Here is a 14,626-nt window from a genome sequence, read left to right on the forward strand (position 1 = left end):
TCAATCCTCCTGTTCACTATAAATTCTTTGTAAAAAATAAGCGATACCACGGAGGACAAAGTCCACACAGGGTATCGCCACACTGTTTCCAAGTGCCTTGTACCTGGCACTGTCTGAGCCACCAGGGATATTCGTCCAGCCATCAGGAAAGCCCTGAAGCCGTTCGCATTCAAGAGGAGTAAGACGGCGAATGAGTTTTCTATTCTTTCCGCCGGCAGTTGCTATAAGGTTTTCGCTACCTCCGCCGTTATCGCCGCCCTGCGCACGCAAGGTGGTACAGCCCTCGGAATAGTTCCCGAACTGGGATTGACCATATATCCCAAACCCATCCACAATACACTTATCTTGGCTTACATACTGGTTGCCAATGCCTTTTTCATCACCACGACATAAAGCCCCGACCACTTTTTGATATGGCTCACATACTGAATGTCTGTCTGTAGATGTAAGGGTATAGGCAATATCTGCTTGGCATCCAAGTCCGTTCCCGCCATTTTTAGGCTGGCGACCAATTGTATTTCCTGCAATACAGATTGTTTCCTGCAGGATAGCTATACCGCCTTGGTTTTTACTGGGGTCAGGATTAGTAGTATCAATGGTTCGGGCTATCTCTGTTTCCCTGCACCCTGAATTGGGATTTGCTGATTTCATGCTATTGGATTCCTTGGAATCAAGGGAGAACACTACAGAATTACCGACTAAGGGAACATTGTTTCCGCCTGTCCCCATACGGGCAGCGAGTGTCGGAGCTACTCCAAGGGGACCGTTGTACCTGCCGTCCTTTGGATGATTTTCAAACAATACAGGCTGGTTATTGCCGCTCATCCCAGCACCGGCTGTGATTGGTTGGGTGACAAGCGGTGGATGACCGCCCATGCCCGCTCTTAAAGTCGGGGTTACTTCCTCGGTGATATCCATCCGGTCACCGCCATGGTCATTTAAGCATAAGAGCGGCTCCTGGGTGACAAAGGTCTGCATCTGCATATTACGGGTTGCCAGCAATGCACCGGATACACCATGTAAATCAATTACCTCATCACGCTGATTGACATGAAAGGCACTGATTTTTTCTACATCAGTCACAAAAGTCTGCTGTTTCATGCCCGGCTGTGCCTGCAATGCCCCTGCAATATCATTTAAATCTCGCACTTCATCACGTTGATTGGCAGCAAAAGCTATTGGTGTCTGTGTAATAATACCGTTTCTGCCGGTAGACATGCCGCAATTAACACCGAGGGTTGAGGATACCTCTCCGGTGAGATCACCGTTGTAACCATCAAAACCCACAGCCTCTTTTTCTTCTGTCCGAATATACCCATGCCCGCCGCCTTGACCGCCATAAAGGGCAGGCCATGTTCCTGTTTCCTCAAAAATACGGCGACTTTGAACATCCCATGGTGTCAGACAAGCTCCGCCTGAATCATCAGGGCTTCCTTCAGTTGCTGTGGCAGCTCCTTGCCCCGTGCCTCGGCTCTCCGCAAAATTCCCAAACAGGCGGTCTTGCTCAAATAATATTTTGGGTGCGGTGCATCCTCCAAAATCTGCGACAAGGAAGATACGACGGCGGCGCTGGGGGACTCCCCAGTATTGAGCGTCCAGCACTCGCCAAGCCAGGCTGAATTCATTTCCCAAAAGGGCAGCCCCAGCAGATTGCCAGCGTCCGGATTCAGGTCGAGGCACATCACAGGAATCGTACTTAATGCGGATGATCTCCTCGATAACCGCCCGGAAGTCCTCCCCCTCTGCTGAGCTGAAGGCTCCGGGTACATTTTCCCAAACGAGGTATCGAGGTCGAATAAGGTGAGTTGGCATACCTCTTTGCTCATCGGCTTCTCTCATCTCCTTTGCAATACGTGTCTGCTCCATGAATAATCCTGAGCGTTCACCTGCCAAACCACGGCGCTGGCCGGCAACAGACAGATCCTGACATGGTGAGCCGCCGCAGATAACATCAACAGGCGGCAGTGCCGCTCCATTTAGCTTTGTAATATCCCCCACATGGAGCATATCAGGGAATCTTATTTTTGTTACTTCGATGGGAAAGGCTTCTATTTCGCTTGCCCACACAGGCGTTATACCGTTATTAACCGCCGCAAGAGGGAAGCCTCCAATCCCATCAAAGAGGCTCCCCATGGTCATCATTAGACCATACCAATTGCCATTGCCGGTATGGGAGCCTCGGCCTGTTTATTACCTTTGACTTTTCCAATGACAAAGTTATTATCCTGTTCCATTACCCTGCGAATAGGAATGCCAAGCCTTTCAGCTTCTGTAATTTCTGCCATCATACCTTGGGAAATTCGATTACCATAGCACCATAATTCATCGCAGGCAGAGAGCATGGTTATTCCCATATCCAGCGCTAACTGCCGCTCCGCTGGTACAGATTCACAGAGCAGGTTGGGATATAACAAGTGCGGCGCAAAAAAGGCGTGCCCTTGTTCCATTACATGACGGCACGCTCGTTTGGCAAACTCTGTATTCTTTTGGACATCCCCGGTATAGGGGGATGCTACATATATAATTTTCATAGACCTTTTTCCTTTCTCTATTGTTATTTGGCAACTGCCTGCACGATGGTTCGGGTAGTACTGACTGCCGCTTGAGCCGTGTAGACGGCGCTCATCATATTTGCCTTAGTACTGGTGTCAAGACCAAAAGCACCTGCAATTCTCGGCACTTCTCCTGCTGCAAGCATGAGCCCAAGTCCAAGCAAAGCGTGATCTTTTAGCACCATTAACCCGGCTGTTAGAATCGTTGCCTGTAAAAAAGTTGTAAGGCATAAGCCGATAATCTGCTTGCACCACTGTATAAAGCCATCTATATACCCTCTTGGAACAGAGAACATATACAGGCTGCCCACTGCTATTTGAATGAGAAGAATACCGCCCCGCTTAAGGTTGGCAAGGAACACTTTTATTACAGAATAACCCATCATGATAATTATAAAGAGCAGCATGATTGGGCTTGTAATAACTGATAATCCCCCAAAGATACCGGAGCTTATGGCACTGCCTGGGTCTGGAGTGCTGCCAAGCCCTGTAATAATTTGGTTTGCTACTTCACCAAAGCTTTGGCCATAACCTGTGATGCCTGCAGTAAGGCTGCTTTGCAGGTTGACCGATAGCTTGAACAGCTCCACCGGTACGATGGTAAATAGGGATACTGCCATAAAACCTTTAATGGCATTTAATGCAGCATCCTTGATACTACCTCTGCCGTGTTGGTATTCAATGCCGGTTTCAAAGCAGGATACCACCAAGCCTGTTCCATACAGCGCCCAAGCCAGATAAGAAAAAAACAACACGATTGAGGCTACCCAGTTCATTTCAAACAATTCCACACCCATGTTTCCCATCTGTGAAAAGAAATCACCGAGAAATCCGATTACCTGACCATATATCCAGTCAATAAGCTGGCTCATTACATCGCCAAGGATAAAATCCCATATAAACAAAAGTGAATCACCTCCCTGTAAAAAGAATAAGGACATACCGTTTATCACGATATGCCCCTGATTTTTGCATAAAAAATGACGAGCAGTTAGCCGGTTATCGATCTTATCTGTTCGTCATCTTTTTCAAATATTTCGAGTATGAATTTTGCTCCCATATATAGTTTACATGGATTGCTTCATACTAAGGCCTGCATCTTCTGTTTCTTTCTGCTGATAGTTTCGCTCCATAAAAAGCTCGGCATAGCTGTCAATCTGCTCTGATAGCAGCTCAAAATCCCTTGGTGTTGGCTGGTATACATACCATTCCGTTACACCGTTATATGCCCACGCATACGGGATAATCCCATCACTGAAGTTGGGATTGTTTACTCTCTTCTTACCCCAAATATCCATGAATTTTAGTGTAGTGCTATCGATGGTTCCGTTGTTCTTATCCAGTGCGGTAAGACGAATGGCCGCATAATGATCTGCATATCCCAAGGTGACAAATTGCAGTTTCAGCCTGTTGTTTTCGCCCAAGGGAATGTATAGGGCATTGCCGATAAATTTTGCATCCTCATACCCTTCGGTGCATTTTCTTAAGTTTTGTTCAAAAAAGTTCATGTTTTAACCTCCACTGTTAATTTTTCATATTTCTAAAATCGTCGAAAGTATTCTTGCAAAATAATGTTTATATTCTTGCAGGATGTTATACTTAATCTAAGTTAGCAAAAATAGTCGAGAACTAATTTTCTGATTGCGATAAGATATAGACAGTACGAGGGGGTGAAGAGTTGATAGAACATATTGAGGCTGTCCAGCGAATGCAGGACTATATAGCGGAAAACTTGGCGGATACAATTACACTTGCCGATTTGTCAAAGGTATCGTTGTTTTCGCCATGGTACTCCTATCGGATTTTTGTACAGCAGATGAATACAACTCCGGCTGAATATATTCGTAGGTTACGCTTATCAAAATCGGCTCTGAGATTACGGGATGAAACAGTCAAAATTATTGATGTTGCATTAAACCTTGGGTTTGGCAGTACAGACGGTTACCAACGAGCATTTTTTCGTGAGTTTGGCTGCAATCCAAAAGATTATGCAAAAAACCCTGTTCCAATCCATCTCTTTATTCCTTACGGAGTAAAATATCGAACACCGCGAAAGGAGAAGATTATGAAAGAAATTAAAAACGTGTTTGTTCAAATTATTGCAAAGCCTGAACGCAAGGTACTTATCAAAAGAGGTGTAAAAGCTACCGATTATTTCGCTTATTGCGAAGAGGTTGGCTGTGATGTGTGGGGGTTGTTGCAAAGCATCAAGTCAATCAGTGGCGAGCCTGTTTGTCTATGGTTGCCAAAGAAATATATTGCTTCAGGCACCTCTGAGTATGTGCAGGGTGTAGAGGTGCCTATTACTTATGATGGTATCATCCCCGATGACTTTGATGTGATTGAACTCCCTGCTGCAAATTATTTGATGTTTAGGGGTGAGCCTTTTGCAGAAGAGGATTACTGTGCTGCAATTGAGGAAGTGCAAACAGCGATTTCCAAGTATGACCCTGCTATAATTGAGTCAGAATGGGATAAAGAAAACCCTCGCATACAGCTCGAACCCATCGGCACAAGGGGTTATATTGAGCTTTTACCAATTAAATAGTTGACTTGTACAGAGCGGGATTTTTGACCGCTCTGTACTTTATGCCTACATCCCCAAAATTGTCCAAATATAGAGCGGTGCCGTTAAGGTAAACACCAAGCAGGCAAACAATATTGCCGGGGCACTCCACTCGAATTGGCCATGCTTGCGATAATCAAAATATGCCATCCCAAGTTTAGCAAAGAAAAACACAGCTAAAATAAGATCGATTGCCGGGAATACCACATTGTTTACCACTGTTTTTATCTGCCCTGAAGCATCTCGCCATGTGCCCTCAATTGCTCCTGCCACGTCCCCGGTACCGGCTGCAAAAGCCGTTGTACAAAAAAGCATGGAGAGCACAAAGGCACAAGTCAGCATCAAGACTCTTTTTTTATTTTTCGTCATAGAGACCGCCTTTCTTTCTTTTCATATTATCAAGACAAAATTCCTGCGGATGAGAATTGTCGTTTCTCACTTGCAGGGATTTCTATTGTTCTCTTTCCTTCTTTTTATGGCTTTAACGGTGCGACATGCCAATCATCCCAAAGTGATCCACGGATGGTCAGGCTATCGGTCAGATTTGTTGAGAGCATCCCGACCGGAGTCCAGCTATCAAGAACCCAGGTATTTACCTCATAACTTCCATCCGGCATCCAAACAGGGCTGAAGTGTGTTCTGTTCTTATAAGTTGAGTAATTGTTTTTCTGAAATTCAAAGCGAGTAGTGCTGCCGCTTTGCATTCGCTCCAGCAGTCTCCAGTAAGTGCCGTAGTTAAACTCAGGAAAATAGCTTACAGCATTCTGCGGATTTGTTATAGCAGTAGATTGATTGCTGCTAACCGATGCAGATACTACCTGGTTAATTCCATAGCCCGATTTCATTATGCGGCCACTAGCTGTGGGATTTTTACTGTCGCAAAGGATGCTCATATTCGCAGAAAAAGAAGCATAATATCTGTTTAAATCAAATTCCCACCATCCGTGATCGCACCAATACCCATCCTCATCATCTCCGTGCCACACCCAATATGCCCTCCACCATGGACTCCAAACTGTCCAATCAGCTCTTATTTTTTCTACTCGCTGCGGTACATGGCTTTTTTGAAAGCTGTTATTTCTATCATCAGCAACAGGGTTAGGCGGGGGATTTTTATCCAAATCTATGATCTTGCAGTTTATGATGCTCTTATCGGTTCCGCCCGGACCTCTTACAGATACATGAATTACCATGTCCTGCTCAGTCGCCGGCGTTCTCCATTTTACCCAGGCAAGTTGACTGTCTCCACTTGGATAATAGACATTGCCTACGTTATAGGTTGTGCCGTTCATGGTGAAGCTTACTTGAGTTGGATTATCGGGATCAGACTGACCTCCGCTTACCCTTACTGATGTGATTACCTCGGTATTTACCCTATACTCATAATCATAGGCAGAGACCACAGGAGCTTCTGGTTCTTCCTGAAAACGAACAATACCAAGACCGAGGCTGGATTTAATGTCCGCATTTGATGCGGTAGTGGTTTTACTTCCGCTCCATGCCGGATAGCCAAGATCTGAAACCTCCAAAAACATAGAAAGAGGCAGGTTCTTATGAGATAGTGATGTCATCCTCTTTCTCAGCAGACCGCTTACCTGTTCATCATATAAGGCTGCTTCAGTAGCCGTGGTAGCAATCATAACACCCTCAAACTTGTAGAAGGCAAAGGGTTCGAGGAGTAGCTTGTAATCACCATTAATCAGCACATCATAATCCATACCTGTATGATTTGAAATTAATTTCACCGTATATTCCGAGCAAAAATACCTTTTTATGGCTTCAATATTGTTACTGCCGTTAGTGCTTACTATACGCGGCATTGTTTGAGAAGGATTTATATATTGAAAAGAACCTTGTTGTGGGGATAGACTTTTGCCACTGCTATAACTTAACTTACTAACCTTGCCAAAATGAACTATAGTTGAAGGGGGAATTTTGTTGGTGAGATCAATAGGAGTAGTTACTATCGCATGATCACTGGCTCTTACCACTGTCACCCTTACACCATCGTTTCCCGGTGTCCATGAGTTGGTGCTTGTGCCATCGCCCATACCGCCTCCGCCGCCGTCAATATTCCCATCACCAACTGCAAAAGCCAGCAAGGAAGAACAGCATATAAGGGCAAGGCACAGGCAAATTATCATTAATATTTTCTTCATTCAGACTCCTTTCTGCAATAAAAAATGCACCGCCTGTGCAGTGCATTTTTTATGCTATATTTATTTACTCACCCATAATTCCTACTTGCTTGTTAATATCTCCATCGCTTTCACCTGCGATTCCTTGATTCTCGCCGCTGTTTTTTATCCATCCAAACCCCGGAAGGTAGGTTTCGCCTTTGCTATTAACATCCCCGCCTTGAGGCTGATTATCACTTTTAGGTGATGTGCTTGGGTTTTCTACCTTAGTATGCTCAACCGGTTTATCCTGTTCGGTGACCTTTTCGCCGTTTGGCTTTTGGTCTGGATTTATAAGCTGTTCATCGGTATACTCAGGTTTTATAGGATCGGCTTGAATAGTCTGCTCAGTGCCTTTATCTACTCCGTTAGCATTATTGGTTTCCTTTTCGATTTCAATAGGCGGCACTTTAATATCATCTTCTTTTTCTGTTATATCAGGACTTTCTACTGCTACTTTTTGTGTGTCGCTATTTTGGTCAGGCAGATCCAAGTCATTTATAGGCGGCGCTTTAAACTGGTTCATGATCACAACCAAAAGTACCATACTTAGCACCAGCCCGCCTGAAATAATCAGCCATTTCTTCACTTTGTTATTTATATTTTTCATAAAGGCATTCTCCTTGTCTATAGTTTAATCTATTTTGTTAAGCCACACCCTACCACATGATAGTTCAAAAGTCTATCAATATTATAAAAAGCTTTTGAATACTCCATTAACATAGATTCTGTACTTAAAACCTTGGGGTATAACCGGCGCTGGTTTTCAATTTGATTTGCATAGGCGGCAGTAGCTTTCCCCCAAAGGATACCGGCACTTCCAGCATAATGGTGCTGTCAGCTTGAAACCGTGCCAAGCTTTGATCCCCTGTCGCAAAGGGTGCATTTTTAATATTTACAGAGAGTCCCCATATACGAAATTCCAATTTATCTTCCGAGGTACGCTTTTCATGATATCCGCTGCTTTGTCTGAGCCCAAGGATATTATCCAGTCTATTATATATATCGCCATAATCAAGACTTTCTTCAAAGTCAGATGCAATTGGCTGATAAGCTCCCGAATATCCTTCACGGACACCATGATATACATCATCGTAATTATCATTAACTGTCGAAATAACAGCGGCCTGCACGGCATCCCGAACACCTTGTGCTACAATCATCAGACGGAAATATTCCGAAATACCACTGAAAATCAAAACCAGAGATAAGGTGATGGCTATGATAAGGGGAAAGGATGCTGCTCTTTTATCTTTTATAATCCTTTTGATTTTTTCCATGTCACCACCTACTTCCAATAGACTTCTGATTTTCCTGCCGCATCTGAACGCAGGGTAATGGGAAAGGAGCCAAAGCCTGAAAACAACCCGATATTTGCCTGATAGGTAACTGTTACCCTTATTTCCTCATTTAACTGTATCTTACCTGTCTTTGACCATGTAACGGTAGGATAAAGCCCGGTTTTTTCAGATAGCATCTGCTCACGGCGGGTGGTTTCAGTACCTACACGGCCTGCTATTTCTGCTTCTCGAATCAGCTCTATTGCGAAGGTATCTGTCTGCTGTTTTTGGATATAGACAGGAAAGACCCTCACTGCAAGGGCTATAATTAGCATGGCACAGATTACTAGAATGCAGATATCAATGTACCCTTCGGCTCGTCTGTTTTTTAGAATGTATTTAGTTCTTCTAAGCATAACACCGCCCTCCTAAAACATCCCGCCAAGGGAATGGATAATTTCATAGATAATAATTGCCATATATGTCATCAGAAAGCACATGAGCATAACGAAGGAAAATACACGGATTTTAGGCGGTATCTTCATAGCCTGTGCTTTTAACCTTTGCAGTTCCAGCTGTTTCATATCATGGGAGAGCATTTGAAAATACATGGCACTGTCATCCCCTCGCAGCACTCCAATAAGACCGCGGGTAATGTCTGATAGCATGGGAGAATTAAACCTTGCTTCAAAGCGTGTGAGAGCGGCTTCATAAGAAGACGAACGCATATCGGCAGTTAAAATATCAAGCTCAGCGGCAAAGTCCTCTCCTGCATTTTTCTTGAAGCTTTCCAGCATAGACAGTACATCCCGGCTGGCTTTTAGTTCCTGGGTGATGGTCGCCACAAACCTTGGAAGTTCCTGCTCAATCTTGTTTCTTTTTACAGACAGTGCCTCATCTGCCTTGCGAATCTCCTTAAAATAGATAAGAACGGCAAGAAACAATACGATAGGAGCTATAAGGGGCAGCACCACAAGGCAGGGAATAACCGCCAAGGCAACAGCTGCAGATTTAACAATAGCCATTACTGTAAAGAGTTCCGGTGTTTCCGAAAAACCTGCAGCTGACAGCACATTAGCCATGCGGCTTTTTTTATACTCATCCATTGGGATATATTTTGACAGCTTTACCGCTGCTGAATGCAGCAAAGTATCAATGGTTTTAGGCTTGGATTTTGCTTGTTTTCCTGCCAACATCATTGCCTTTTCCGTAGCAAGGGTAGGCAGTTTTAGCAGGTCGGCAGCAATAAAAAAGAGTCCTAATCCAAGGAGAACTCCGAATAAAAGTATATAGATTGTCATCGGCTACCTCCTGTATTCAATAGGCTGAGTCAGTTTAATTACAAAGGCCATAGAAATAAAAATCACTGCGGCACAGATAGTCAAAATGATTTGTCCCAGGGGAGTGTGCATCAAGGTATGATACCAGTCTTTGTTCAGGAAATATAAGAGGGGAATGTTTCCCACTACCAAAAGCTGCATGATGATAAATTCCTTTCGAGGTTCAAACACCATATTCTCCAGCTCACCGTTTACTACACGCATATCGCTGAGCTTAGTCACAATGGGTGTTAGAGTTGTTTTCAGACTCCTATCATGCTGGCAGGCAATGATTGCATCGCACCATTCCTGAAACACGGCGTTATCTATTTGTTCCTTTAGATCGAGTAGAACGGCTGTCACATCAGGATTTATTAGCTTAACACTTGATACAAATCCGCGAAAAACATTTAGTACCGGCTGATTAAGATAAGGAATATTTTCCTCCACCGCCGTTAGGATATCCTCATTTCTAAGATAGGCAGTAGTAATAATACTAAGGGCTGTTTCAAGCTCTGCTGCAATATCCTTTTTGAAATGGCCAGCCGTAAGCTTTACCCACCAAAGGGGCAAAAACATACATCCTACAGCCATAACAGGGACTAAAAAGATATTCCCCATCATGATAGCGATAGATGCACCAATGCAAAAGAACAGCAAGGCAGCCCCGCAAATCATAGGAAACTTTGCCGTTCTCCCGGTTACTTTGAGAATGCTCTGTACTTCAGCAATCTCCCGGCGAAGATAGGATTTCTTTTTACGGCGGGTACTTTCATTGATCTCATCACGGAGGGATCTGGGCTTATCAGTAAGTTTTGCAAATACCGAGTCTGTGAACTCCATAGGTGATAGGTTTAACAAAATAAAAAAACCTGCAATCATTCCGATACAGGCAACAAGCAAAATGGTTATCATGCAGTTTTTACCCCCTCCCTTAAAGCAATGATGATTGGCTGGGGCATACCATTTTCCAGAAGCCTTTTAGCTAGACTCTCTGAAATAGTATTCACCTGTTTATGGTGTCCTTCAATGATGAAATTACCTTCCTCCATACGGTTTTCCTCTATAACATACTGAAACAGCGGACGAAAATGCCTTGTTCCGTCAGGCAGAATTTCACATTCCTGTATTTCCATCATTCGGCGCTGCTTATTTTCCAGCTGCTTGCAAAATACTACGATTGGATATGCTTCTGTCACATAATCCATAAGAGTGGCATCGCTCATATCTACGGCACGCTTACATAGGGATACCATACGGCGATAGGTTGCCTCACAGGAGTTGGAGTGGATGGTGGTAAGCACAGCTACACCTGTCCTTGCTGCTTCTTGAGCGGCATTAGCTTCAGCCCCGCGCATCTCACCGACTACCACAATATCAGGGTTAAAACGAAGAGCCATATCTAAAAGAGCAATTTGATCCACACGCTGGCGCTCATTATCGGAATCACGGGTAAGGGTATGAATGACTGAATTTGTCACTTTACCATCCTTTTCCCTCACCAAGGCAAGCTCACGGGAGCCATTTTCAATGGTGTAGATACGTTTGTTGTCCGGAATGGTTGTAAGTATCCACCCGGCAACAGTGGTTTTGCCACTGGAGGTAGCCCCTGCCACACACACGGAAATACCATAGCGGACACATAGGGATAAAAAGTCCAGCATGGGTTCAGTAGCGGTGCCGCTATTTACAAAATCCATCTTTTGCATTGACTGAGGATTTACTATACGGATAGATGCTGCTACACCGACATCCTCATCCACAATAGGACTTTTTAATACTGCGATACGAATATTTTTAGATAGATGCCCCAGTACAATAGGGCTTGCGTTGTCCAACACCATACCGCTGATATGAAGCATGCGGCGAATCACATTGACTGCATGTTCAGGACTGTCAAAGCGTTCTGTAAGTTTTACGGTGCGGCCATCGCTGTATTGCACTTCGATATCTCTCCAGCTGTTGATGTCGATTTCTTCAATGCCTGTACCGAAGATATATTTAGTTAAAAAACCAAACTCAGCCATTTCAGTATAGAGTGCATCAGCAAGGGCATCTCCGCTTATACCGTTTACTGATATACGGTTATCCTGCAGATATTTGGTTATATATCGTTTCATCTGTACCTTGGCATCGGAGCGATTACCTGTAATGAGAGTGCTATAATTTTCCGAAATATATTCCTGTACATCACTTAATACCGTAGAAAAATCCTTGCCCTCGCTTTCCGGTGCAAAGAATAGTGCATGAGCTCGGGATATGCCTTTTAAATCAATGAGATCATTTTCAGATTGTCTTTGTTCTTCTCTGGTAGCAATAAGATTTTTATTTTTAGCAGACATCAAAACACCTCCTTGACGATTTTTTCAATTTCTTTTCTAAACTGGCGGCTATCCTTAAGGGATAAATCTGCAAGCAGACTCCCTGCAAGATATTGCTGTTCCAATTCCTGTGAATAATTAAGGGTAAAAGCAGAAGACCCCAGTGCATGCACTGTCTGATCCTGTGCCTGCTGCGGCTTCACGTTAGAAGAAACCTTATATTGCTTATCTGCATCCCATTTGCTGTCACGAAGAAGGGTCAGCTGGCTTGATAGATAGCTAATGGATTTTAAATCTGCATTGGTAAGACGCAGGACACTATCAGCTTCCATCAGCGCTAATGCTGAAAGGATGTCATTAGCGATATAACTGCTGCAATCCACCACAATAAAAGGAGCGACTCTTCTAAGTTCACAAAGAAGTTCTTTTGCCTGCACCTCTGAATAAGGCGGGTAGGTATATTCATTTTCGCCTTTTTTCATGGCTAAAATTGTGAGATAGCTGTTCTTTTTTAGTGTCACAAGATTGTGCTTTATTAAAGGCTCTGTCACATGGGTAGCGGCAAGGACACTGCCAAGAGAATGCTCGCTTTCAATCTCAGAGGGCGGACAGATACAAGGCAGCATCGGAGCAGTCATATCGCATAGCAGTAGCACCACATTTTTCTTTTTATCTGCAAGATATTTTGCAATTTTTACGGCAGTCACGGTTTTGCCGCTGCCCGGACTGCCCCAAACTGCAAGGATGCCCCCTTGCAATACTTCTTCAGCAGCCGGTTCCTCACTCCGTACAGAGCGGGAAAAGATGCCTTTCTTTTTAAAGTTCATTTATTCAGTCACCTCATTCTTAACAGGCTGTTCAGGCTTTGATTCCAAATCTGCCGATTTCTGTTCCTCTGTATCATTCTTTTTTTCCGTGGGATACAAGGCCTCGTTAATTTCATCCTGTACTTCAATAAACTTGGCAGTGTTTGCTGGTGTACCACGGTACACAAGAGAGAGGTGAAGTTTTCCGTCTGCCTCAAGTTCTGCCAGTACCTTGCTTTGTTCAGAAGATACAAGCAAGGTTACCGTAGAAGGTAGCTCCCTTTCATCATCATTAGACTTTATTTCTCCTGTATTGGCATCATAGCCGCTGGGAGCAGTTACGCTGATAATTTCTACATATTTAAGTTCCGCAGGGATAACAGTTGATCCCTGCTTTTTGTAATCAGGAGCAATAATAGACACTATATCTCCGCTTTGCAGTTTACCTGACAGGCCGTTTGCAAAGTTTTTAATGGTAACAGACATGGCCTGCTTACTCCCATCTAAATTATAAAGATAAGCATTTTCAGCAGCCGGTATATCGGACAGCTTGGTATTTAGAATATAATCACCGATAGAAAGATCCGCTTTTGCGTATTTCCCTATCACGGTATCTTTTTGCCTGATAACATTCTCGGGTAGGCCAAATCCGCCGACTTCGGCAATCTGCACCATATCCTTGGTTATCTCATCACCGGCTTTAATCTCCTTTGTCACCCTAACAATTTCAGTTTTATGACTGACTGTTTTATTAAACAGCGGTGTCACACCGAAACAGATGAGCAAAGACAGTAAAATACAGATTACGCCCAGCACGGTGCGGTTTTTCAGTAAATTCATGAACAGTTCCTCCTTGATATTTAATTATGGATATTAAATAAATCCACCAAATTTTAAAATGTATGCCGGCAGGAAGCCTACGACTAATATAGGCAGCAAGGGCATTTCCATATGGACATTCCATAGTTTCTTTTTACGGTGAAGATGATTCGATGCTATTTTCCATATGCATATTCCTATGGGTAGCGGTAAAGCCAAGGCAAATGCCCAGATGGAAGCATCTATGCCCAAAACTGAGCAGGCAGCGGCAATGAATTTAACATCGCCTCCGCCCATATGCTTTTCATCAATCCATGCAACAATAAAAAATGGGATGGAAAGCAGTGCCCCTAAAAAGTTGACGGGGCTGAAGTTAATCAGCCCCGTCAAAAATATTAGGATACAGATGCTGTCGGGAATCATTCTTTTCTTTAAATCCCATCCAGCAGCTGCTATAAGGAGGCTACAAAAAAGCACCCCCTGAAGGATGCCGTTAGCCTGCATAGTTAAACATTTCTTTGATTCGCTGAACCAAGGTCGGAAGCACAGTACCCTCCAGCAAGGCATAAAGTCCTGCAAGGAGCAGAGCCCCAAGCACAACGGCAATCAGAATCTTAACTGCTGTGTCAATATAGCCTTCCGCACGATTACTGACAAGCACTGCTTGGCTTCTCATTTTAAAAATCTGCAATTTTGCAGGCAAGGACTGGATGCCGGTGTTCATATAGTTTGCGGTATGGGCGATCCTTTTTTTCATATTGATAATGAATTCTTTCATCATGATAA

General features: G+C 43.8%; 17 protein-coding genes. 1 reads left to right on the forward strand and 16 read right to left on the reverse strand.

Going from position 1 to position 14,626, the window contains the following annotated elements; translation table 11 throughout:
• The 4 genes from dcm to RBQ61_RS15860 all read right to left on the reverse strand — a co-directional run bounded on the left by dcm (window position 1) and on the right by RBQ61_RS15860 (window position 4,060).
• Window positions 1-2,142, reverse strand: coding sequence for a DNA (cytosine-5-)-methyltransferase (dcm, locus tag RBQ61_RS15845; RefSeq protein ID WP_308138187.1), 2,142 nt, complete (start codon window positions 2,140-2,142; stop codon window positions 1-3).
• Complete coding sequence (locus RBQ61_RS15850) at window positions 2,142-2,531, reverse strand: DUF4406 domain-containing protein (RefSeq protein WP_308138188.1); 390 nt, start codon at window positions 2,529-2,531, stop codon at window positions 2,142-2,144. Before RBQ61_RS15850 ends, dcm begins: the two co-directional genes overlap by 1 nt.
• A gap of 23 nt (window positions 2,532-2,554) precedes the next feature.
• Window positions 2,555-3,457 (reverse strand): conjugal transfer protein TrbL family protein, encoded by a 903-nt coding sequence (locus RBQ61_RS15855; RefSeq protein ID WP_308138189.1) that lies wholly within the window; start codon window positions 3,455-3,457, stop codon window positions 2,555-2,557.
• Between the two features lie 162 nt (window positions 3,458-3,619).
• Window positions 3,620-4,060, reverse strand: coding sequence for a hypothetical protein (locus RBQ61_RS15860; protein ID WP_308138190.1), 441 nt, complete (start codon window positions 4,058-4,060; stop codon window positions 3,620-3,622).
• Window positions 4,061-4,260: 200 nt separating this feature from the next.
• Here RBQ61_RS15860 and RBQ61_RS15865 point away from each other — a divergent pair, with 200 nt between their 5' ends.
• On the forward strand, window positions 4,261-5,100 hold the full coding sequence (locus RBQ61_RS15865; protein ID WP_374049921.1) for a helix-turn-helix transcriptional regulator: 840 nt from the start codon (window positions 4,261-4,263) through the stop codon (window positions 5,098-5,100).
• A 45-nt stretch (window positions 5,101-5,145) separates the two neighbouring features.
• On the opposite strand, the gene RBQ61_RS15870 is transcribed toward RBQ61_RS15865, so the two are convergent.
• The 12 genes from RBQ61_RS15870 to RBQ61_RS15925 all read right to left on the reverse strand — a co-directional run bounded on the left by RBQ61_RS15870 (window position 5,146) and on the right by RBQ61_RS15925 (window position 14,621).
• Window positions 5,146-5,487 (reverse strand): DUF3852 domain-containing protein, encoded by a 342-nt coding sequence (locus RBQ61_RS15870; RefSeq protein ID WP_308138192.1) that lies wholly within the window; start codon window positions 5,485-5,487, stop codon window positions 5,146-5,148.
• A gap of 104 nt (window positions 5,488-5,591) precedes the next feature.
• Entirely contained in the window at window positions 5,592-7,277 is a 1,686-nt protein-coding gene (locus RBQ61_RS15875) for a hypothetical protein (protein WP_308138193.1), read from the reverse strand.
• Window positions 7,278-7,341: 64 nt separating this feature from the next.
• Complete coding sequence (locus RBQ61_RS15880) at window positions 7,342-7,905, reverse strand: DUF6550 family protein (protein ID WP_308138194.1); 564 nt, start codon at window positions 7,903-7,905, stop codon at window positions 7,342-7,344.
• A 124-nt stretch (window positions 7,906-8,029) separates the two neighbouring features.
• A complete protein-coding gene (locus RBQ61_RS15885; RefSeq protein WP_308138195.1) occupies window positions 8,030-8,575 on the reverse strand; it encodes a hypothetical protein in 546 nt (181 codons plus the stop codon).
• A gap of 8 nt (window positions 8,576-8,583) precedes the next feature.
• Window positions 8,584-8,991: a DUF4320 family protein gene (locus tag RBQ61_RS15890; protein ID WP_308138196.1), complete on the reverse strand. Its 408-nt coding sequence runs from the start codon at window positions 8,989-8,991 to the stop codon at window positions 8,584-8,586.
• Between the two features lie 12 nt (window positions 8,992-9,003).
• Window positions 9,004-9,876, reverse strand: a complete 873-nt coding sequence (locus RBQ61_RS15895; RefSeq protein ID WP_308138197.1) for a secretion protein F — start codon at window positions 9,874-9,876, stop codon at window positions 9,004-9,006.
• A 3-nt stretch (window positions 9,877-9,879) separates the two neighbouring features.
• The gene (locus RBQ61_RS15900; RefSeq protein WP_308138198.1) at window positions 9,880-10,809 is read right to left on the reverse strand and encodes a type II secretion system F family protein; all 930 of its coding nucleotides are present in this window, start codon (window positions 10,807-10,809) and stop codon (window positions 9,880-9,882) included.
• Window positions 10,806-12,236 carry a type II/IV secretion system ATPase subunit gene (locus RBQ61_RS15905; protein WP_308138199.1) on the reverse strand — a complete coding sequence of 477 codons (1,431 nt, stop codon included), beginning with the start codon at window positions 12,234-12,236 and terminating at the stop codon, window positions 10,806-10,808. Before RBQ61_RS15905 ends, RBQ61_RS15900 begins: the two co-directional genes overlap by 4 nt.
• Window positions 12,236-13,042 (reverse strand): ParA family protein, encoded by an 807-nt coding sequence (locus RBQ61_RS15910; RefSeq protein WP_308138200.1) that lies wholly within the window; start codon window positions 13,040-13,042, stop codon window positions 12,236-12,238. Before RBQ61_RS15910 ends, RBQ61_RS15905 begins: the two co-directional genes overlap by 1 nt.
• Window positions 13,043-13,861, reverse strand: coding sequence for a Flp pilus assembly protein CpaB (locus tag RBQ61_RS15915; RefSeq protein WP_308138201.1), 819 nt, complete (start codon window positions 13,859-13,861; stop codon window positions 13,043-13,045). It lies immediately after the preceding gene.
• Window positions 13,862-13,894: 33 nt separating this feature from the next.
• Complete coding sequence (locus RBQ61_RS15920; protein WP_308138202.1) at window positions 13,895-14,344, reverse strand: A24 family peptidase; 450 nt, start codon at window positions 14,342-14,344, stop codon at window positions 13,895-13,897.
• On the reverse strand, window positions 14,334-14,621 hold the full coding sequence (locus RBQ61_RS15925; RefSeq protein WP_374049886.1) for a DUF6133 family protein: 288 nt from the start codon (window positions 14,619-14,621) through the stop codon (window positions 14,334-14,336). The genes RBQ61_RS15920 and RBQ61_RS15925 overlap by 11 nt, the downstream gene beginning before the upstream one ends.
• Between the last annotated feature and the right edge of the window lie 5 nt (window positions 14,622-14,626).

The organism is Sedimentibacter sp. MB35-C1 (assembly GCF_030913635.1).
In the GTDB taxonomy this organism is placed as follows: domain Bacteria; phylum Bacillota; class Clostridia; order Tissierellales; family Sedimentibacteraceae; genus Sedimentibacter.

Excerpts from the sequence above, each read along its gene's own strand:
- RBQ61_RS15875 (WP_308138193.1), bottom strand. The coding sequence starts at position 7,277 with ATGAAGAAAATATTAATGATAATTTGCCTGTGCCTTGCCCTTATATGC.
- RBQ61_RS15900 (WP_308138198.1), bottom strand. The coding sequence starts at position 10,809 with ATGATAACCATTTTGCTTGTTGCCTGTATCGGAATGATTGCAGGTTTT.
- RBQ61_RS15925 (WP_374049886.1), bottom strand. The coding sequence starts at position 14,621 with ATGATGAAAGAATTCATTATCAATATGAAAAAAAGGATCGCCCATACC.
- RBQ61_RS15870 (WP_308138192.1), bottom strand. The coding sequence starts at position 5,487 with ATGACGAAAAATAAAAAAAGAGTCTTGATGCTGACTTGTGCCTTTGTG.
- RBQ61_RS15885 (WP_308138195.1), bottom strand. The coding sequence starts at position 8,575 with ATGGAAAAAATCAAAAGGATTATAAAAGATAAAAGAGCAGCATCCTTT.
- RBQ61_RS15915 (WP_308138201.1), bottom strand. The coding sequence starts at position 13,861 with ATGAATTTACTGAAAAACCGCACCGTGCTGGGCGTAATCTGTATTTTA.
- RBQ61_RS15890 (WP_308138196.1), bottom strand. The coding sequence starts at position 8,991 with ATGCTTAGAAGAACTAAATACATTCTAAAAAACAGACGAGCCGAAGGG.
- RBQ61_RS15860 (WP_308138190.1), bottom strand. The coding sequence starts at position 4,060 with ATGAACTTTTTTGAACAAAACTTAAGAAAATGCACCGAAGGGTATGAG.
- RBQ61_RS15880 (WP_308138194.1), bottom strand. The coding sequence starts at position 7,905 with ATGAAAAATATAAATAACAAAGTGAAGAAATGGCTGATTATTTCAGGC.
- RBQ61_RS15850 (WP_308138188.1), bottom strand. The coding sequence starts at position 2,531 with ATGAAAATTATATATGTAGCATCCCCCTATACCGGGGATGTCCAAAAG.
- RBQ61_RS15895 (WP_308138197.1), bottom strand. The coding sequence starts at position 9,876 with ATGACAATCTATATACTTTTATTCGGAGTTCTCCTTGGATTAGGACTC.
- dcm (WP_308138187.1), bottom strand. The coding sequence starts at position 2,142 with ATGATGACCATGGGGAGCCTCTTTGATGGGATTGGAGGCTTCCCTCTT.
- RBQ61_RS15865 (WP_374049921.1), top strand. The coding sequence starts at position 4,261 with ATGCAGGACTATATAGCGGAAAACTTGGCGGATACAATTACACTTGCC.
- RBQ61_RS15920 (WP_308138202.1), bottom strand. The coding sequence starts at position 14,344 with ATGCAGGCTAACGGCATCCTTCAGGGGGTGCTTTTTTGTAGCCTCCTT.
- RBQ61_RS15910 (WP_308138200.1), bottom strand. The coding sequence starts at position 13,042 with ATGAACTTTAAAAAGAAAGGCATCTTTTCCCGCTCTGTACGGAGTGAG.
- RBQ61_RS15905 (WP_308138199.1), bottom strand. The coding sequence starts at position 12,236 with ATGTCTGCTAAAAATAAAAATCTTATTGCTACCAGAGAAGAACAAAGA.